At 41.1% G+C, this 19,796-nt stretch carries 17 protein-coding genes; 1 reads left to right on the forward strand and 16 read right to left on the reverse strand.

Translation table 11 applies throughout. The features are described from left to right. Positions 1-79: 79 nt before the first annotated feature. The 15 genes from FQ085_RS07715 to FQ085_RS07785 all read right to left on the reverse strand — a co-directional run bounded on the left by FQ085_RS07715 (position 80) and on the right by FQ085_RS07785 (position 17,815). Positions 80-1,297 carry a carboxylate--amine ligase gene (locus tag FQ085_RS07715; RefSeq protein ID WP_149456326.1) on the reverse strand — a complete coding sequence of 406 codons (1,218 nt, stop codon included), beginning with the start codon at positions 1,295-1,297 and terminating at the stop codon, positions 80-82. A 14-nt stretch (positions 1,298-1,311) separates the two neighbouring features. Continuing rightward, a complete protein-coding gene (pnpS, locus tag FQ085_RS07720; RefSeq protein ID WP_058385718.1) occupies positions 1,312-2,709 on the reverse strand; it encodes a two-component system histidine kinase PnpS in 1,398 nt (465 codons plus the stop codon). Continuing rightward, complete coding sequence (locus FQ085_RS07725) at positions 2,706-3,413, reverse strand: response regulator transcription factor (protein ID WP_058385719.1); 708 nt, start codon at positions 3,411-3,413, stop codon at positions 2,706-2,708. Before FQ085_RS07725 ends, pnpS begins: the two co-directional genes overlap by 4 nt. Before the next feature lie 75 nt (positions 3,414-3,488). Then, positions 3,489-3,935, reverse strand: a complete 447-nt coding sequence (locus FQ085_RS07730; protein WP_058385720.1) for a MaoC/PaaZ C-terminal domain-containing protein — start codon at positions 3,933-3,935, stop codon at positions 3,489-3,491. A gap of 155 nt (positions 3,936-4,090) precedes the next feature. Beyond that, positions 4,091-5,029, reverse strand: coding sequence for a malate dehydrogenase (gene mdh / locus FQ085_RS07735; protein ID WP_071153181.1), 939 nt, complete (start codon positions 5,027-5,029; stop codon positions 4,091-4,093). Between the two features lie 187 nt (positions 5,030-5,216). Further along, the gene (gene icd, locus FQ085_RS07740) at positions 5,217-6,485 is read right to left on the reverse strand and encodes an NADP-dependent isocitrate dehydrogenase (protein ID WP_058385722.1); all 1,269 of its coding nucleotides are present in this window, start codon (positions 6,483-6,485) and stop codon (positions 5,217-5,219) included. A gap of 95 nt (positions 6,486-6,580) precedes the next feature. Further along, positions 6,581-7,696 (reverse strand): citrate synthase, encoded by a 1,116-nt coding sequence (gene citZ, locus FQ085_RS07745; RefSeq protein ID WP_149456327.1) that lies wholly within the window; start codon positions 7,694-7,696, stop codon positions 6,581-6,583. A gap of 187 nt (positions 7,697-7,883) precedes the next feature. Further along, positions 7,884-8,270: an FxsA family protein gene (locus FQ085_RS07750; RefSeq protein WP_058385724.1), complete on the reverse strand. Its 387-nt coding sequence runs from the start codon at positions 8,268-8,270 to the stop codon at positions 7,884-7,886. A 24-nt stretch (positions 8,271-8,294) separates the two neighbouring features. After that, entirely contained in the window at positions 8,295-10,055 is a 1,761-nt protein-coding gene (pyk, locus tag FQ085_RS07755; protein WP_149456328.1) for a pyruvate kinase, read from the reverse strand. A gap of 22 nt (positions 10,056-10,077) precedes the next feature. Further along, a complete protein-coding gene (gene pfkA, locus FQ085_RS07760) occupies positions 10,078-11,037 on the reverse strand; it encodes a 6-phosphofructokinase (protein ID WP_058385726.1) in 960 nt (319 codons plus the stop codon). Positions 11,038-11,214: 177 nt separating this feature from the next. Next, positions 11,215-12,183: an acetyl-CoA carboxylase carboxyl transferase subunit alpha gene (accA, locus tag FQ085_RS07765; RefSeq protein WP_058385727.1), complete on the reverse strand. Its 969-nt coding sequence runs from the start codon at positions 12,181-12,183 to the stop codon at positions 11,215-11,217. Continuing rightward, entirely contained in the window at positions 12,176-13,048 is an 873-nt protein-coding gene (accD, locus tag FQ085_RS07770) for an acetyl-CoA carboxylase, carboxyltransferase subunit beta (RefSeq protein ID WP_058385728.1), read from the reverse strand. The genes accA and accD overlap by 8 nt, the downstream gene beginning before the upstream one ends. Then, complete coding sequence (locus tag FQ085_RS07775; protein WP_149456329.1) at positions 13,032-13,682, reverse strand: FadR/GntR family transcriptional regulator; 651 nt, start codon at positions 13,680-13,682, stop codon at positions 13,032-13,034. Before FQ085_RS07775 ends, accD begins: the two co-directional genes overlap by 17 nt. Positions 13,683-13,795: 113 nt before the next feature. Then, positions 13,796-16,852, reverse strand: a complete 3,057-nt coding sequence (gene dnaE, locus FQ085_RS07780; protein ID WP_262499778.1) for a DNA polymerase III subunit alpha — start codon at positions 16,850-16,852, stop codon at positions 13,796-13,798. 18 nt (positions 16,853-16,870) lie between these two features. Next, the gene (locus tag FQ085_RS07785) at positions 16,871-17,815 is read right to left on the reverse strand and encodes a DHH family phosphoesterase (protein WP_149456331.1); all 945 of its coding nucleotides are present in this window, start codon (positions 17,813-17,815) and stop codon (positions 16,871-16,873) included. Positions 17,816-17,907: 92 nt separating this feature from the next. On the opposite strand from FQ085_RS07785, the gene FQ085_RS07790 reads away from it, so the two are divergent. Next, positions 17,908-18,213, forward strand: coding sequence for a YtpI family protein (locus FQ085_RS07790; RefSeq protein WP_058385731.1), 306 nt, complete (start codon positions 17,908-17,910; stop codon positions 18,211-18,213). 87 nt (positions 18,214-18,300) lie between these two features. Here the strand turns inward: FQ085_RS07790 and FQ085_RS07795 are convergent, their stop codons facing one another. Further along, a complete protein-coding gene (locus FQ085_RS07795) occupies positions 18,301-19,608 on the reverse strand; it encodes a DRTGG domain-containing protein (RefSeq protein WP_058386927.1) in 1,308 nt (435 codons plus the stop codon). Positions 19,609-19,796: the final 188 nt, after the last annotated feature.

Genomic DNA, 19,796 nt, shown 5'->3' on the forward strand with positions numbered 1-19,796 from the left:
TTTTCAAATTATGCGGTTGAAGGGGGTTCTAGTAAACCTTACCATCCAAGTATGAAGCCAGTGTTAAGCTTCTGTAAATTTACCATTGATTGTTTTTATACTTTTTATAGTAATTCACTTGGCGTGCCAATAAATAAATTTTTCGTTTTAGATGCTTATCTTGTTTGTAAAATAACGGATTACCGTATTGGCCTTTTTTAATCAAGCGCTTAATGTCTTTTAGCACTGCTTTATTCGCGACAAAATTGCGCAAGACTGCTTTTGGTACGACTGTGAACAGGAAATCTTCATTTAAATACGTTATAGGCTTTTCAGTATGATAGATCAAATCATCCACAAAATACTCAGCCATATTATGCCCAAGTGCTGTGACGTAATAGCTAGAACGTCCTTGACGAATGTTCACCTCAAATACTTTAAATGTATTATCGCGCGAATCGTATTTTAAATCGAAATTTGCAAACCCGTTATAGCCGACTGCTTCAAGAAAATTTTGCAGTTTGACCATCACGTCTTTATCAAAGCGTGTAATCAATGCGGTGTAGTTTCCAATTGCCGTAACAGTATGTTCTTGTAACACTACTTGCGCAAAAGTAACGAGTTGTGTTTTGCCTTTCGAATTAGCGTAAATAACCGAATCCCACATAAATGTATCGTCTCCTGGAATATAGTCCTGGATGATCAATTCGTCGCGGTAACCACCTGTTTTAATTTGCTGGATGACGTTGTGCATTTCTTTTGGGCTTTCAACTTTATACACTTTCTGCTGGCCTTCAAACTTGTTTCTGCTGTATTCGATGCCGTTGCTTGGTTTAATAATAACTGGGAACATCATTTCTTCTTCAAACAGCTTGTTCGAATTGCAGCTATAAAAGAACGTTGTCGGTGTGTCAATACCATGCACTTTGCAAAGCTCATAGAAATTAGCTTTCACTTGCAGTTGGTTCATCAAATCTTCGTTGATGTAATTGAAAACATAATGCTCTCGCAAAATTTTAGCATTTTCAATAATCAAGCGCACATAAAGATCGTTAGTACCAATGAGCAAAAGTGTTTTACCAGGTGCTCTATACTTACGTGCAACTTCGATCAGAATGTTAGCAAACTGAGAATCATCCGCTAAACCTGAACGTATTTCAATCGTTTCCGTAATCGAACTTAGTGAAGTAAACGATAAATGTTCTTTACCGACTAAAATGGGCTTAATGCCATATGCCTCGTGAAATGAGATAGCCATATTATAAGCGTTCATGTCTGTACCGATAATAATCGGTAAAAATGGGTGTTTAGTTTCCATACGTTCCTCCTAAATTAGCTAGCTATTGGCAGGCAAATGGTAAATGTAGTTCCGACACCTACTGTGCTATCAACTTCCACTTGCCCATGATGTGCCTCGATTAAATGTTTAACAATAGACAGCCCGAGTCCGGTACCTCCTGAATTTCGACTGCGTGCTCGATCGACGCGATAAAAACGCTCAAACAATCGACTGATTTCAGAACTCTCGATTCCGATTCCTTGGTCTGCCACTTGAATAACGGCTTGATCTTCTTTCGTAAAAAGCCGAATGGTTATTTCAGTATAATTACTAGAGTATGTAACAGCATTAATTAAAAGGTTCATCATCACTTGGATTAAGCGATTTGGATCACCTAGTACTATTACTGGCTGAATTTCTAATTGTAATTGAATGGATTTTTCATTAATTTTAGGCTGAATCATTTCTATCGCTCTTTTAATGACAGCTTTCATATCAGTAGGTTGCGCATTTACTTCAAATCCACTTTGTTCTACGTTCGACAAATCAAGCAGATCATTAATCAGCATTTCCAATCGGTTGCTCTCAGTATGAACAATGTCTAAAAATGACAATAAAGTATCTGTGTCTTTGTAGGCCCCGTCCAGCAGTGTTTCTGAGAATCCTTTAATAGATGTGACAGGCGTACGAAGTTCATGAGAAACGTTGGCAACAAAGTCTTTACGAATCTGCTCCAATCTTTTCAACTCCGTAATATCTTGGAATACGATAACAATTCCTAACCAACGTTCGTGCTCCCCAATAACCGGTGCTCCATAAACGTTTAAATTCCTCTGTTTTGACCTCAATACAAATTCAATCTGAGCACGTGAATGTGTTTCCGTCATAAACACATTTTCGATAAAATTTTCCACCACATTAGGGACTTGTATTTCCTTATAAAACTTCCCCAATATCGCCTCAGGTTTTAAGTTGAATTCATCTAAAAAAGGCTTATTGACAAGCGAAACGGCACCTTGTCTATCAATCATGATCAGTGCGCTTCCCATGTTCTCAATTAACGTTTTTAGTCGTTCTTGTTCCATGACGCGCACAGCTGTAATTTCTTGAAGATTGCGGGCCAGAACATTAATCGTCCTACTCAATTCGACACTTTCTTGGGCATTGGATTCCGTTGCGCGCGCAAGATAATTGCCTTTGGCTAATTCCAAAGCAGTCTCAGTCGCATTTTCAACCGGTTTAATGTTTACATTAATCACGCGGTTACCAACTATGGCTGACAGTAGCAACGCGCTCAAAAATGTCAAAAACAAAATCAGCCAAATATCGGACTTGTTCTCAGCACCTTCATAAATCGGCAGTAGTTGGAGTACGACAATAAACAAACCAGCCAACATCATTCCGATCCATACGAGCAAAGTGCCTAGTAGACGACGACGAAACGATTTCATATGTTTTTCGGCTCCTCGAACTTATAGCCCAGTCCCCGAATTGTTTTAATAAACGTAGGTTTTCTACTGTTTTCTTCTATTTTATCGCGCAAATGGCTAATATGAACATCCACAATACGTGTATCTCCTGCGAAATCATATTTCCATACAGCGCTAAGCAACTGATCACGTGTTAAAACCCGATTTTTGTTTTCCATCAAATACACAAGCAGTTCAAACTCTTTTGGAGTAAATTCCAATTGTTTTTCACTAAGAAAAACTTCAAAACGATCAGGATAAACAGCTAATTCACCGAGTGAAATAGGTACCGAAGAATCTTGCTGTGCAGTGGGAACGTTACTGGCTCTTCTCAGTACTGCCTTAATGCGCGCTACAACTTCTCTTGGGCTAAACGGTTTGGTCATATAATCATCCGCCCCTAGCTCCAGGCCAAGAACTTTGTCAAACTCATCGCCTTTAGCCGTCAACATAATTATCGGTGTATTAATTTTTTGTTGACGCAAGGATTTACACACTTCGACACCGTCCATTGATGGCAACATCAAATCCAACACAATTAATGATGGACTTTCGCTAAGTGCCAAGTCAAATCCTTGTTTGCCATCATTGGCAATAATCGTCTCAAAACCCGCTTGAACCAAATTATAAGAAAGCAATGTCGCAATTGAATGTTCGTCTTCAATGATTAATATTTTTTTCATCATTTTACATCCTCCACACTCAGTTTGAAACCCCCATCTCAAACCGCATTAAACATAATTCGTTGCATGAGCCGTCAGTTATTCCACTATTCGCGGCGGGTTAGCAGCAAGTTGTCCTGCCACTACAATTTCACCGTCTTCATTGATTCCTTCAACCCGAACAACTACCTTATTATGCTCGATATCCACTTCGACAACTTCCAAGTTAAAATCGATCGTTGCGTAATGATGAACAGGTTTTAAGAATTCCAACTGTTGACTGACAATATAAGAGCCAGGACCCGGTATGTATTTTGATACCGCAGAAGTAAGAATACCCGTCAACATAATATTCGGCACGACAGGTTTTTCAAAACTAGTCTGTAAAGCGAAATCATGTTGGATATATAGCGGGTTGCTGTCATTTGTCAAACCCAAATACAAGAGAAGATCTTTGTCTTCAATTTTCTCTGTCAGCTTTAAGTTCTCACCAATCTTGATATCTTCTACTCGCCGGCCTAATTTCCGCTTTTTCCCAAGCAACAAACAACATCCCTCCATTTTCTTAATATCTCTATAGTATCAATTTAGTCAATGAAAGCGCAAGCGACGAAAGAGACAGGAAGAGTAACGTTTATGAATAGCTTGTTCAAGAAAATAATAAATGAGCAGGGAATTCTCCCTACCCATCATCTATTACGTCATGTTAATACCTTCATAACAGCTTTCACTGAATCTGCTGATTGATTTAACAAAGCTTTTTCTTCTTCATTTAAATCGATTTCGATGATTTTCTCAATACCTGCTGCACCTAAAATGGTCGGCACCCCTAGATAAATTCCATCCATTCCGTACTCACCTTCTAAATAAGCAATGGTCGGTAGAATTCGACGCTGGTCTTTAATAATCGCTTCAGCCATCTCTACTAGTGAAGCTGCAGGGGCATAATAAGCTGAGCCATTTCCCAAGAGATTGACAATTTCTGCTCCACCTTTACGTGTACGTGCAACAATTTCATCCAAGCGCTCTTTAGAAATTAACGTTTCTAATGGGATACCGCCTGCATAAGAATAGCGAACCAGTGGCACCATGTCATCGCCGTGTCCACCTAGCACAAATCCTGTAATATCTTTAACCGACACATCGAGTTCCTCAGCAACAAACGTTCTAAAACGAGCTGAGTCTAATACCCCTGATTGTCCAATCACGCGTTCTTTTGGTAAACCAGATGCCTGAAAAACCGTGTAAGTCATGGCATCAACTGGATTAGTTAAAACAATAATTGTCGTTTCCGGAGAGTATTTCACAATATCTGCTGTTACAGCTTTCATTACTTTTTGATTGGTTTGAACCAAATCATCGCGGCTCATCCCAGGCTTACGTGCAATTCCTGCCGTGATAATGACTAAATCAGAGTCTTTTGTGTCTTCGTAATTAGAGGTACCTTTGATGCGCGCGTCAAAACCAAGAACAGGACCTGCTTCAGCCATATCCAAAGCCTTGCCTTTTGCTGGGTCTTCCATTGGTGGAATATCAACTAACACCACATCGCCTAATTCCTTTTGGGCTAGTAAGAACGCTGCAGTAGCTCCGGTAAATCCAGAACCAATTACTGAAATTTTTGTGCGCTTGAATGTCATGAAATATCTCTCCTTTTACAAAATTAGTTTTCTTGTTGTCTCTCCTTGAGTACCCCTAAAATTCACTCTTCTCTTTTGTCGCCTACATTGCCGGGACACTTCAGTTCTAACATAACACATCCCATCAAAACCTAATAATAATGGGCATAAAAAAAAGAGAGGGATTCCCTCTCTTTTGATTTTAGGCTTATAAGTTTTTGATTAATTCATCAGCAAACTCAGAGCATTTCACTTCTGTAGCGCCGTCCATTAGACGTGCAAAGTCGTAAGTTACAACTTTAGAAGCAATTGTTTTCTCCATAGAGTTTGTGATCATTTTAGCAGCTTCAGTCCATCCTAAATGCTCAAGCATTAATACGCCTGAAAGGATAACAGATGAAGGGTTTACCTTATCAAGACCAGCATATTTAGGAGCTGTTCCGTGAGTTGCTTCAAAAATCGCATGTCCAGTATCGTAGTTGATGTTCGCTCCAGGAGCAATACCAATTCCGCCTACTTGAGCAGCCAAAGCATCAGAAACGTAATCTCCGTTTAAGTTCATTGTTGCAACAACATCGAACTCGCTTGGACGTGTAAGGATTTGTTGCAAGAAGATGTCAGCGATTGAATCTTTAACAAGAATTTTACCTGAAGCAAGTGCTTCTTCTTGTGCTTTGTTCGCAGCGTCTGTCCCTTTTTCGTCTTTAATTGCATCGTATTCGTTCCATGTAAATACTTTGTCGCCGAATTCTTGCTCAGCCACTTCATAGCCCCAGTTTTTGAAAGCTCCTTCAGTGAACTTCATGATGTTCCCTTTATGAACAAGTGTCAATGATTCGCGGCCTTCAGTAATTGCGTAGTTGATTGCAGCACGAACTAAACGTTTTGTTCCTTCTTCTGAGATTGGTTTAATACCAATACCTGAAGATTCCGGGAAACGGATGTTTTTAACGCCCATTTCGTCTTGTAGGAATGCAATCAATTTTTTCACTTCATCCGAACCGTTAGCATATTCAATACCAGCATAGATATCTTCAGTGTTTTCACGGAAAATAACCATGTCAGTATCTTCTGGGCGTTTAACCGGTGAAGGTACACCTTCGAAATAACGAACTGGACGTAGGCATGTGTAAAGATCCAATTCTTGGCGAAGTGCCACGTTCAATGAACGGATACCGCCACCGATTGGCGTAGTCAAAGGTCCTTTGATTGCGATTAGGTATTCGCGGATTACGTCAAGAGTTTCTTCTGGAAGCCATTCGCCTGTTTGGTCAAATGCTTTTTGTCCAGCAAGAACTTCTTTCCAAACAATTGATTTTTCGCCGTTATATGCTTTTGTAACTGCTTGTTCTAAAACACGCGATGCTGCATGCCAGATGTCTGGTCCTGTTCCATCACCAATAATATAAGGAATTACCGCATTGTTAGGTACGTTCAAAACACCGTTTTCTACTGAGATTTTTTCGCCGTTAGTCATGTTAAATTTCCTCCTGTAGTCAAAGTCATAGGGCTGCACAGAGTGCTAGCCCTATAAGTTGTATTTTTTTATCTTACAATATAGATAAAAATTTCTTATCGTTCTTCAACTGGCACATACGTTTGCATGCCCGGTCCAATGTATTCTGCACGTGGGCGGATCAAGCGGTTGTTTGAGTATTGCTCCAAAATGTGTGCCAACCAACCCGATGTACGTGACACGGCAAAAATCGGTGTGAACAAATCGTGTTCGATGTTCAAGCTATGGTAAACCGATGCCGAGTAAAAATCAACGTTCGGTGGCAAGTTTTTCTGACCGGCAACGATTTCATCGATTTTCACCGACATGTCGTACCATTTTTCTTCGCCGCGAATTTTGGTCAATTTCTGTGACATGTCGCGTAAGTGCTTTGCACGTGGATCGCCTTTGCGGTAAACCCGGTGACCAAAGCCCATAATTTTTTCTTTGTTGGCTAGTTTTTCGTTGATGACTGTTTCCACGTTATCGACCGAGCCGATTTCCGTTAACATCTTCATCACTTGCTCGTTCGCACCACCGTGAAGAGGGCCTTTTAACGCACCAATTGCCGCAGTGACACCGGAATACACATCCGACAAGGTTGCGACTGCCACGCGTGCCGTAAACGTCGAAGCGTTCAATTCGTGATCTGCATGCAAAACTAATGCTTTGTTAAACGCTTCTTCTTCAATCGCTTCTGGCAATTCACCAGACAACATGTACAAGAAGTTTGCCGCAAAACTCAAGTCTGTTTTCGGTGCAACAGGTTCTCGACCATTGCGGATGCGACCGAAAGCTGTTACCAACGTTGAAATTTTTGCTTGGATTTTAATGGCTTTGCGGTAGTTGGCTTCAGGCTCCATCACTTCTGCTTCTTCATCGAACAAACCAAGCATCGAAACTGCCGTACGTAGTGCAGCCATCGGGTGAACGTGTTTGATGTCGTAGGTTTTAAAATGATCCAACACGGCTTGTGGAACGGCCATGTTGTCCGCTAATTGTTGCTTGAGTTCCGCCAATTCGTTTGCTTTTGGCAGGCGCTGGTGCCACAACAAGTAAATCACTTCTTCAAAACTTGCGTTAACGGCTAAATCATCGATATCGTAGCCGACGTATGTAAGTGTGTCATCAATAATCGAGCTAATGGCCGATTGTGTTGCTACTACACCTTCTAAACCTTTTGACGATGTCATTTAAATCGCTCCTTCTCTAATCTAATTCACCATTCCCAAAAAAAAATGCAGAATGATGTCTCATCTGCGTTTATGAACTTCTGTTTTTTGACCTTACTAAGCTATTATAATCAACTTTGTAGAATTTGTGAATGGAAACGCTTATAGAAATTAAATTTCCTCTCTGAAACGATGGAAATACCCGGCATTATCTTACGATAACCCGGGTGTTTTTCATCTTTTTGTGAATCATTCGGTAAATGAATGGCTTATACATTTTTTGAGTAGGGCTAAAAAGCAGTGTAAATCCCACTGCATCAGAGATAAACCCAGGCGTCAGCAGCAAAACTCCGCCAACTAAAATGAATGCCGCATTCAACAATTGATCACCAGGAGCCTCGAAACTATTCATTCCTGCTTGAATATCTTTTAATGCTTTTAAACCTTGTTTTTTAGCCAGGAAAGCGCCTAACAAGCCCGTTGCCACAATAATTGCCAGCGTAACGAAAAAGCCAAGCTTGCCTCCTGCCCAAATTAACAAAGCCAATTCAAGAGACGGTACAATAATTAAGGCCAAGAAAATCCATTTCATCATTTTGACCAGCCTCCTTGTGGAATTTTACAGAACACTTGCATGGCCGTGATAGACGATGCCTGATTCTGCGTCCATTGTAATATCGTAATTTGTTTTAATTAGAGTAGTTGCTTCTCTAACACCCACGATAACCGGAATTCCAAGACTCAAACCAACTACTGCTGCATGACTCGTTAATCCGCCTTCTTCGGTGATAATCCCTGCACATTTGTTGATGGCTGGCATCATGTCACGATCTGTTCCGATTGTTACGATGATTTTACCTTCTGTATCGATTGCTAGTGCTTCTTCTGCATTTCTAACAACGACAGTTTCTGCAAAAGCAACTGTCTTGCCAATTCCTTGACCTTTAGCCAGGATATCGCCAATAACATGAACTTTCATTAAGTTAGTTGTACCCGCTTGTCCTACAGGGACACCTGCTGTGATAACGACAAGGTCGCCGTGTTTCACATAGCCATGCTTCAAGCTTTCGTCAACTGCATTTTCGAGCAATTCATCTGTCGAATGGACTGACGCACCAATAATTGGTTGTACGCCCCATACTAAAGATAGTTTGCGCGCTGGACGTTCTGAAGATGTTACTGCGATGATTGGTGCTCCCGGGCGATATTTAGAAATCATTTTCGCCGTTGTGCCACTTTCAGTTGGTGCAATAATGGCACGAACCTTTAAGTTCAAAGCCGTATAAGCTACAGCTTGACCAATCGCTTCTGTCATATTCGACTCTTTTTCTTTTCTTCTATTTGAAACAATTTGCTTATAATTTAACGCAGATTCTGTCGTTTCGGCAATGCGATGCATCGTTTCGACTGATTCGACAGGATAAATACCCGCGGCCGTTTCACCTGACAACATAATAGCGTCTGTGCCATCAAAAATTGCGTTAGCAACGTCACTTGCTTCTGCGCGTGTCGGGCGCGGATTACGCTGCATAGAATCTAACATTTGCGTAGCGGTAATAACTGGTTTACCTGCACTATTGCATTTTTCGATCAATGATTTTTGAACTAGCGGAACTTCTTCTGCTGGAATTTCTACACCTAAATCTCCACGTGCCACCATCAAGCCATCGGAAACCATAATGATTTCATCAATATTGTCGACACCTTCTTGGTTTTCGATTTTCGGAATAATTTGTATATGCGAGCCGTTGTTTTTTTCAAGCAAGCCACGGATTTCCATCACATCTGAACTTCTTCTAACAAATGAAGCCGCAACAAAATCAACGTTTTGTTCAATGCCAAATAAGATATCTTGTGCATCTTTTTCAGTAATACCAGGCAATTGAACTGAAACGCCTGGAACGTTAACACCTTTTTTACTTTTTAATGTTCCCGCATTTTGAACTGATGTATGGATAATGCCGTTTTCCATATCGAGACTTTCAACACGCAATTCGATCAAGCCATCATCCAAAAGAATGATTGATCCTGCCTTAACATCTTCGATTAATTGGTCGTAAGTAATTGAAAATCGCTCAGCAGTCCCCAACACTTCAGTCATGGAAACTTCGATTTTCTGACCTGTTATTAGTTCAATCGAATCGTTCTCCATCTGATGTGTACGAATCTCAGGACCTTTTGTGTCCAACAAAATCCCAACAATTTTACCAGCTTTATCAGCTGCTTCTCGAATTCGTTTAATACGTAAAGCGTGTTCTTCGTGATTACCGTGCGAAAAGTTTAAACGAGCTACGTTCATTCCCGCTTCGATTAAGCGTTCTAGTAGTTCAGGTGATTCACTTGCAGGACCGATCGTACATACAATTTTCGTTTTTCTCAATAAACTCACTCCATTTACTATTTTAAATTGCTAATTCTTTAGATAATGTATACAAACTCATATCAGCATTATGCTCTGCAGTAAATGCTTCTGTCATATCATAGTCTACCACTTGGTGATTCTTCATGCCAATAGCCCTGCCTCCGACGCCTTCAAGAAGAACTTCCACTGCCCGTGCACCGAACAAACTTCCTAAAACACGATCTCGCGCAGTTGGTGATCCACCACGTTGAATATGACCCAGTACTGAAACCCGTGTTTCAATATCTGCTTTTTCTTTAATAAGAGCTTTTAGTTCGTTACCATTCATAACCCCTTCGGCCACAATAATAATACTGTGACGCTTGCCACGATTACGGCCTTTTTGTAAACGGTCGATCATGTCATCGATATTGTAGCTTTCTTCAGGAATCAGAATAGTTTCTGCTCCACCCGCAAGCCCGGCCCATAATGCCAAGTCACCTGCATCACGGCCCATCACTTCGACAATAAACGTTCGTTCATGGCTCGTTGCAGTGTCACGAATTTTATCGATTGCTTCGATAACTGTATTCAACGCCGTATCAAAACCGATTGTGTAGTCGGTTCCTGGAATATCGTTATCAATAGTTCCTGGAACACCGACACACGGAAAACCTCTTTCGGTCAAAGCCATCGCTCCTTGGTACGAACCGTCTCCACCGATAACAACCAGTCCTTCAAGACCGGCTTTTTTCATTTGTTCAATTGCTTTTAATTGGCCAGCTTCTGTACGGAATTCTTCGCAACGTGCTGAGAATAACTTCGTTCCTCCACGCTGGATGATGTCACCGACGTCCCCTGCTTCTAGCGTTTTAATAGTGCCCTCGATTAATCCCTGGTATCCGGAATAAACGCCAGCCACTTCAATGCCATGAAAAATTCCTTTTCGAACAACTGCTCGAATAGCAGCGTTCATGCCAGGTGAATCTCCCCCGCTTGTCAAAACTCCAATTTTCTTCATAGTAGCCCTCCTGCAGTCCATTTACTCTTTTTACCTTACCACGACATGGCCTTACTGTCAGTCCTGAAAAGTCGTGAGACATGTTAAGTGTTTATGAAGGTAGTCTGATTTATCCTCCAGAAAAAATATTATTGTTTGTATTGCGGAAATTAAAAAAACCGCCGAGGCGGTTTTTCATCATTCGCTGAATACACCAATTGATTTGAATTTGTTATAACGCTGTTCAATCAGCTCTTCTCCAGACATCCCGTTCAACTCTTCCAATGAACGTCTGATTGCTTCTGAAATGATGGCTGCTTGCTTTTGAGGATTGTGATGCGCACCCCCACGCACTTCAGGAATCATATGTTCAATTATTTTCATTTCCAAAAGGTCAGGCGCTGTAATTTTCATCGCTTCAGCAGCTGTTTGTGCTAACGCAGAATCTTTCCACAAAATGGATGCTGCTCCTTCAGGAGAGATAACAGAGAATGTCGAATTCTCTAGCATTAAAATTTGATTTCCGACACCAAGTGCTAGTGCACCACCACTTCCACCTTCACCGATGACAATTGACAAAACCGGCACTTCAAGTCCAGCCATTTCGACTAAATTACGTGCAATGGCCTCACTTTGTCCGCGTTCTTCTGCAGCTTTTCCAGGATAGGCGCCTTTTGTGTCAATCAAGCAAATGATAGGACGCTTGAATTTTTCAGCTTGCTTCATTAGCCGTAAGGCTTTTCGATAGCCTTCAGGATGAGGCATACCAAAATTACGACGAACATTTTCTTTTGTGTCCTTGCCACGCTGATGGCCGATAATAGTAACCGGCTGACCGTGGAAAGAAGCGATTCCACTAACGATGGCAGCGTCATCTCCGTACAAGCGATCTCCATGCAATTCAATGAAATCGTTAAAAATCATCGGTATGTAATCGAGCGTTGTTGGTCGTTCAGGATGACGAGCCACTTGAACACGGTCCCAAGGTTTCATGTTTTCGTAAATTTCTTCTTCTAGTTTAGAGAAACGCTCTTCTAAAGACTTGATTTCTGAACTCAAGTCTACTTCAGCGTTTGCTGTGTAATCTTTTAGCTCAGAGATTTTTGCACGCAGCTGAATAAGTGGTTCTTCAAAAGGCAATGTTTTTTTACCGTTCTTTTTAACCATTTGTGACAGCTCCTTTCGTGTGAAGGCGCACGATGGTCGCCAGTGTATGTTGCATCGAAGCACGGTGGACAACTGCATCTAATTGACCATGCGCCAATAAAAACTCAGCAGTCTGAAAATCTTCCGGCAATTTTTCGCGGACGGTTTGCTCAATAACGCGACGACCTGCAAAACCGATCAGTGCTTTTGGTTCGGCAATATTGATGTCTCCTACTGATGCAAAACTTGCTGATACACCACCTGTTGTTGGATGCGTCAAGACTGACACAAAAAGTAAACCTTCATTGCTGTGACGCTTTAATGCTACACTGGTTTTCGCCATTTGCATTAGAGATAAAACCCCTTCTTGCATACGCGCACCGCCACTCGCTGTGAAAATGATAAATGGCAATTTGCGTTCTGTAGCCGCTTCAATGGCGCGCGTAATTTTTTCACCGACAACCGAGCCCATTGAACCCATACGGAAATGCGAATCCATTACAGCTAACACAATATCTTGTCCTTGCAGTTTACCAGAACCCGTTAACACGGCTTCGTTCAAACCAGTTTTTTCGCTGTCTGCTTGAACTTTTTCCGTATATCCTGGAAAGCCAAGCGGATTTTGTGATTTCAAATGGTCGTCCATTGACTCGAAGCTGTCTCCATCCAATAAACTATTTATCCGTTCGTAAGCGGTCATTTTAAAATGATGATCGCATTTCGGGCAAACTTTTTTATTTTTTTCTAAATCTTTTGTTAAGGTAATTTCCTTGCAAGAAGGACATTTCGTCATCAAACCTTCTGGTACATCTTTTGCAGATTTTGACGGCATGGTTGCTTCTTTGCTATCTTTATTGCGTTTAAAAATATCACGAATGATTGCCATTGTGTGTTCTCTCCTTTTTTAGCCAGTCACTCCAAGTTCGAAACTCTCGAATAGCTGTATCTGCGTCTTGTTGCTCGATTGCTGCTAGTATACTGTTCATAAAATCAATTTCATCAAAAGAAATGGTTCCATCATATGGGTTGCCACTATATTGCGTAAGCAAAAACCAAATTTTTAACGACAAACGATTGCCAGACAAGACCATTAGTTCTCTAACAAAGTCTTGACGCTGAAAACTTTCATCTTTTAAGCGCAACCGAAAACTGTCCCAAACTTTCATTTGGCTAATGGTTTCATTTCGACAAATTATATGAATAGCAGCGATTTCATGAAGCAACCGAGTTTCCCAGACATCTTCATGTGACCGATTATCCTGTAAAACAAAAGTTGATAGAACTTCAACCAATTTATGGTTTCTGTGATCAGACAAAAAGGTACCTTCTCCTCTACGAGTCTCAATCAACCCCAACAGTTCAAGACTACGAAGCGCTTCTCGCAATGTTGAACGGCCCACTTGCATCGTTTCAGCCAATTCTCTTTCAGATGGAATGCGCTCTCCAGGCTTGATTTTTTCCTGTCGAATCATATCACGAATGTCCCGTACTATATCTAAATAACGTTTCGATTGATTCATGATGGTTCCTCAGTTCCCATTTTTTTGAAAGTGGTCTGGCCACTCATATCCTTTACCTTACAAAAAAAATACTGTTACGTAAAGAAAAAACTGCTTTTCTTTGAGAAAAGCAGTCAAGTTTCTATTGTTTTACAGATAATAGCCGTTTTCTGATTACGATTTTCGACTATACCTTGGATTTCGAGTACAGCATGGAGTTCCAAAAGAGGAGTGTATTTAGCGTATTCCACTGGAAACAACGTAACGGAAGCTGGACCCGTATCGTCCATTAAAGTGACAAATGCCATAGCATCTCCTTTTTTTGTACGAATCCGTTTGACATCTTCTACCATACCTAAAACCGTTACCGATTCCCTATCCCGTTTGTTTTTCAGCGATTTCAGATCTTGATAGGTTTTTTGACGATTTTCTTTCTCACGTTCAATCGGATGCTTCGACAAGTAAAAACCAAGAACTTCTTTTTCATAGTCAAGCTTTAGCGTTTCAGGCATATCTGTAGCCTTCGTGTATTTCGGTTTCATGAAGCTAGAGCCCATATCATCAAACAAGCCAGGATCTTCTGTTGGCTTAACGAGTTCAGCATGCTTAATGGCACTATCAAGCGACGCCAGTAACACTCCACGGTCATAACCAAATTCATCCAGAGCACCTGCTTTAATGAGTGGCTCAAATGATTTACGGTTAAAATGCAAAGCCGAAATACGTTCGGCAATATTAAACAAACTACTAAACGGTCCACTTTCTCTAGCAGCCAGTAACGCTTTAATAGTCGTACCTGGAACTCCTTTTACTACATTCAAACCGATTCGTATTTCGCCAGCTTCTACAGAAAACGAATGACGACTTTTTTGAATAGATGGTGACAACAACGGGATGTTCTTTTCTTTGATTTCTTGCATTAATTGTTTTGTTTTATCGACATTACCCGCACTGTTGGTCAACATTCCGGTATAGAAATAGACTGGATAATGGGTTTTCATATAGCTTAGTTGATAAGAAATTATGCTATAAGCAACCGCATGACTTTTTGGAAAACCGTAATCGGCAAAACGAACAATCAAATCATAAACTTCTGCCGCTTCTGCTTCTGTAAAATTTTTGGCTTTTGCCCCTCGGACAAAGTGTGCACGCTGTTCATCTAGAATTTCTCTTTTTTTCTTACTGACAGCGCGACGTAATAGATCGGCTTGTCCAAGAGAAAATCCAGCCATTTTCGCGGCAATGTGCATAATCTGTTCTTGGTAGACGATGACGCCGTATGTTTCGCTCAAAATTGGTTCAAGAATCGGATGAACGTATTTAACAGATTCCTGTCCGTGTTTCCGTCTCGCATACAGAGGGATAAATTCCATTGGACCTGGTCGGAACAAGGCATTGACAGCAACAATATCACCAAAAGCCGTTGGTTTGATTTGTTGTAGCGCACGCCGCATGCCGTCAGACTCTAATTGGAAAATGCCAGTCGTATCGCCCTTGGCCAGCAGTTGATAGGTTTTAGCGTCTTCTAGTGGAAGGCTTCTATAATCGATTCGCTTTTTGGTATCCCAATAAACCAAGTTACGGATTTGTTCTAATATGGTTAAATTACGCAAACCAAGAAAATCCATTTTCAACAAACCGATGGCTTCGAGTTCTTGCATTGGCCATTGCGTCAAATAGATTCCTTCATGACCTTTTTCAATCGGCACGTGGTCCACTAGCGGCGTCGGGCTTAAAATCACACCTGCTGCATGTGTCGAAGCATGGCGTGGCAGGCCTTCTAATTTTAACGCGGTTTTAAACCAAGATTTGCGTTCTTCTTTTTCAATAATCCAATCGTTAAATGCAGTAGACTCTTTAAGAGCTGAGCGCAATGTCGTTCCTGGACGATTTGGAATCATTTTTGAAATGGCTTCGAGTTCTTCTGCTTCAAAACCAAATACACGGGCAGTATCACGTGCAACGGCTTTCGCTGATAAGGTGCCGAATGTAATAATCTGCGCCGTGCGAATTGCACCATATTTTTTCGCTACATAGTCGACCACTTCGTGGCGCCTGTGATCAGCAAAATCGATATCAATGTCTGGCAGCGTAATTCGCTCTGGATTCAAGAAACGTTCAAATAACAACCCATGTTCAATCGGATCAACATCGGTAATTTTCAGCGAATACGCAACAAGTGAACTTGCCGAAGAACCACGTCCAGGACCTGTTAAAATATCTTGATCTCTGGCATATTTCATAAAATCTGCAACAATCAAGAAATAATCGATAAAGCCCATCTTAGCGATGACCGATAATTCGTAGTCTAAACGCTGCTGATAAATTTCTGAAAATCCGACTTTCCGTTCAGCTAACCCTAATTTGCATAGTTCCGCAATAAAAGTCGCTTTGTCAACTTTATCATCCACAGGAAAAACCGGCAGCAATTGCTGATTCATTGGAATTGTTACGTGACAACTTGCCATCAGTTCTGTTGTACGCAAGAGCCATTCCGGATGATCTACAAACCAAGATTCCAATTCTTTAGGGCTTGGAATATAGGCACTCGTGTGCTCCGGTTCATGCCTTTGCGGATCGTTCATCTTTAGACCTTGACCGATCGCAGATGCCACTTCATAAGCAAATGCATCTTGCTCACGCAAATAACGACTTTCGTGTGTTGCGATAATGGGCAATTGGATGGTGTCGCACAATTCAATAAACATCGACTCGTATTGAGACTTAACACCACCTGGACGTTCAAGACTTCCAAAAGCGCATGCACCAAACAAGTCTTTTACAAATTGGAAAACCTGACTCCGATCAGCTAATAGCCACTCTGCTTTGTTTGGAATGACACAAATCAAGCCTTCTTTATAAGCTTTTAACCATTGTTCAGGTATTGCCTCTTTGTCTCTCGTCGAAAGAGCACTGGAGATTTTCAGTAAGTTGCCATAACCTTTATTGGTCTGGGCATACAAAATGATTGGATAATGCTGCTCTTCGTATTCGATAAAAACTGATAAACCAATTACTCCGTGAATATCTGCACGACGACATTCTTCCCAAAACGGTAAAATGCCATACAATTTTGTATTAACGATTGCGACTGATGTGGCTCCTTGTTCCTTTAAATAAGGGAAAAGTTCGTCAAGGCGCACCGTGCTTTTCAGCAAATCGGCTGATGTGCTTATATGCGGATAAACCATTGACAATAAACTCCCTCCTTAATTTGCAGTTGCACAAATTTCTTTTAGCCGATCAATTACACGGTCAGCCTCTTGCCATGAATACGCAGTTGCCCCAGAAGCCAGCGGGTGACCTCCGCCACCAAATTCTTTAGCCAACTCGTTAATAACTGGTCCTTTCGAACGCAATCGAACTCGAATTTCACGGTCTTCTTCAATCAAAATAACCCACGCTTTTATATTTTTTACATTTCCAAGCGAACCAACCAATAAAGAAGTATCTGTTGCTGTAACATCAAATTCTGTTAAAATGTCTTTGGTGATTTTAACATACGCCGCACCATTTTCATCCATTTTGAAGTTCTGGTACATATATCCTTGCAAATGCAATAATTTACGATCCATTTCGTACATGCCGTTATGCAGCGCATTGCGATCAAAATCGTATTTGATCAACTCACCGGCAACTGAAAAAGTTTTTTGTGTGGTACTTGGAAATAAGAATCGTCCAGTGTCACCAATAATTCCTGCATACAATAAACGAGCTGCTTTTGCTGACATGTTCCAGTCTTCATGTTCACGACCATATGTATAAAGGTCATAAATCAATTCAGATGCTGAACTAGCCGTTGTATCCACAGACACGATGTCTCCATAGGCATCGTCATTTGGATGGTGATCAATTTTGATGAGTTTGTCGCCTGTCTTATAGCGTTGGTCATCCACACGTTCTGTATTGGCAGTATCTGTGACAATTACTAAAGCCCCTTCGAAATCTTGATCTTCGACAGTGTCAGGAAAATCTAAAAAATCCATCGTGTAATCGTGTGAACCGGCAGCTAAAATACGCTTGTCTGGGTAGTTTTGTTCCAGCAAGTACTTTAAACCAAGTTGTGAACCATACGCATCCGGGTCGGGGCGGACATGACGATGAATAATAATGGTGCTGTATTGCTTAATTGTGTCGATGATTTGACTGTTCATTTCCGAGTTCCTCCATTTATAAGGAAATCCATTCGCAATTTTACTCAGTTCTCAGTACAATGATAATGAGTTTTGGAATTCAGGAGGTCCTTATGTTCATTTTTGTCGTTTTAATTATTGTATCATTTGTCATTTATTTTTATAACAAAACAAAGCAATTCCGCACACGCACCGTTTTGCCCATTCGAAAAAAATGGTATGCTGCACGTGCATCGATGGCGTTGGGAAGTTTTGTCGCCTTTTTTGGTGTCAATCAACTATTCGTTTTTCAAACCGTGATTACGTACATCATTTCAACTATTTTCATTGTTCTTGGTCTAGCTTTGGTTTATTACAACTACAAAGCGGCGCGTCATTATCATGTATTTCTGGAAGAAGAAGCAGATTTGAATCCATAAGTGATTTCATTTGTCCGACAGACTAATTAGGCAGCAGGCACACTCGTTTACTGAGTGTGCCTGCTGCCTTTTAGAGGTCTTTTTGCTTTAACGATCTAGTAATTGGAAAGTCAACATGGCTTTTCCGACGATTTCGTTTTCCAAAGATACTTCAACTTCAACTTTGGCAGATTTTCGACTAATGTCCAAAATGGTTGGTTTGACGTACACCAGCACATCCAACTGAACCGGCTTCAAAAAATAAATGGTTAAGTTTTCTAATACACTATCTTTTCGGTTTTTCGTTTTTAATATTGCCGATGCCGCTTCGGTTAAAATCATGGTATACGCACCATGAGAAATCGAACCATAAGCATTCGTCATTTGAGGTGTCACGCGAAACTCGAGCAATAGTTTGTCGCTAGTTTGTTGGTGAAGTTGACTTTTGATGATATCATCAATTGTTTCGCCTTGTTGTGGCTGGCGTTGAGCCGTTTGAATCGCTTTTAACACATCTTGCCTACTAATAACGCCTTTCAATTTGCCAGAGTCATCCGCAACAGGCAGTAAATCAATGCCTTCCCAAATCATACGATGTCCTGCCGCCGCAACACTGGTCTGCATTGAGACGGTAATGGGATCTTTAGTCATGACTTTTTCTATTAATTCCGTAGGCGGATGCCCAATCACATCACGCGAAGTAATAATGCCGACCAATCGATTGGATTGGTCCACTACTGGGAAGCCACCATGTGTCGTTTCTTCATTTAATTCGTGATAACGACGAATGGGTTCTTTAAGATTTAAATGATCGGTTTCTTCTAGCGGAATTAAAATATCTTCAATTAACAAAATTTCCTTTTTAATTAATTGATCGTAAATGGCTCGATTAATCATTGTGGCAACCGTAAACGTATCGTAGCTAGTCGAAATAATCGGAAGCTCGAATTCATCCGCTAATTTTTTTACGCCATCCGATGCTTCAAATCCACCGGTCACAAGTACTGCCGCACCTGCACGAAGTGCATATTCATGTGCTTTATAACGATTCCCAACAATTAGTAAATTGCCTGCTTCTGTGTAACGCATCATATCTTCTAGCTGCATGGCCCCAATAACAAATTTGTTGAGGGATTTGTGCAGCCCAGCTCTACCACCCAGCACTTGCCCATCAACAATATTGACAATTTCAGCATAGGTCAATCGTTCAATATTTTCTTTCTTTTTACGTTCAATACGAATTGTCCCCACACGTTCAATGGTCGACACCAATCGGTTTGTTTCTGCTTCTTTAATCGCGCGGTAAGCAGTTCCTTCACTGACCTGCAAATCCTTCGCAATACGCCGTACCGAGATTTTCTCCCCCACAGCTAAAGTCTCAATATGATCCAGTATTTGTTCATGCTTAGTCGCCATGATTTCACCCATTCTTTCTACGTTCCTTTACCTTACAGTGTAGCATAAGTACACGAAAAGTGGAGACGGGCGTTTTGGTTCGACAGGCATAAGACGCAGTGGCCGAGCGGCATTTCTTCAGCCGCACTGACACTGTGGCTTATGTCCCGAGGAGCAGCCCGGCGCAACTAGACAAATCGAAAAGTGGA

Origin of the sequence: Planococcus sp. ANT_H30 (assembly GCF_008369335.1) — a bacterium.
In the GTDB taxonomy this organism is placed as follows: domain Bacteria; phylum Bacillota; class Bacilli; order Bacillales_A; family Planococcaceae; genus Planococcus; species Planococcus kocurii.

Excerpts from the sequence above, each read along its gene's own strand:
- dnaE (WP_262499778.1), bottom strand. The coding sequence starts at position 16,852 with ATGGTTTATCCGCATATAAGCACATCAGCCGATTTGCTGAAAAGCACG.
- FQ085_RS07725 (WP_058385719.1), bottom strand. The coding sequence starts at position 3,413 with ATGATGAAAAAAATATTAATCATTGAAGACGAACATTCAATTGCGACA.
- FQ085_RS07790 (WP_058385731.1), top strand. The coding sequence starts at position 17,908 with ATGTTCATTTTTGTCGTTTTAATTATTGTATCATTTGTCATTTATTTT.
- FQ085_RS07795 (WP_058386927.1), bottom strand. The coding sequence starts at position 19,608 with ATGGCGACTAAGCATGAACAAATACTGGATCATATTGAGACTTTAGCT.
- pnpS (WP_058385718.1), bottom strand. The coding sequence starts at position 2,709 with ATGAAATCGTTTCGTCGTCGTCTACTAGGCACTTTGCTCGTATGGATC.
- FQ085_RS07775 (WP_149456329.1), bottom strand. The coding sequence starts at position 13,682 with ATGAATCAATCGAAACGTTATTTAGATATAGTACGGGACATTCGTGAT.
- FQ085_RS07785 (WP_149456331.1), bottom strand. The coding sequence starts at position 17,815 with ATGAACAGTCAAATCATCGACACAATTAAGCAATACAGCACCATTATT.
- FQ085_RS07750 (WP_058385724.1), bottom strand. The coding sequence starts at position 8,270 with ATGATGAAATGGATTTTCTTGGCCTTAATTATTGTACCGTCTCTTGAA.
- citZ (WP_149456327.1), bottom strand. The coding sequence starts at position 7,696 with ATGACATCGTCAAAAGGTTTAGAAGGTGTAGTAGCAACACAATCGGCC.
- icd (WP_058385722.1), bottom strand. The coding sequence starts at position 6,485 with ATGACTAACGGCGAAAAAATCTCAGTAGAAAACGGTGTTTTGAACGTA.
- accD (WP_058385728.1), bottom strand. The coding sequence starts at position 13,048 with ATGGCAATCATTCGTGATATTTTTAAACGCAATAAAGATAGCAAAGAA.
- accA (WP_058385727.1), bottom strand. The coding sequence starts at position 12,183 with ATGGTTAAAAAGAACGGTAAAAAAACATTGCCTTTTGAAGAACCACTT.
- pfkA (WP_058385726.1), bottom strand. The coding sequence starts at position 11,037 with ATGAAGAAAATTGGAGTTTTGACAAGCGGGGGAGATTCACCTGGCATG.
- mdh (WP_071153181.1), bottom strand. The coding sequence starts at position 5,029 with ATGACATTCAAGCGCACAAAAATTTCAGTAATTGGTTCTGGATTTACC.
- FQ085_RS07715 (WP_149456326.1), bottom strand. The coding sequence starts at position 1,297 with ATGGAAACTAAACACCCATTTTTACCGATTATTATCGGTACAGACATG.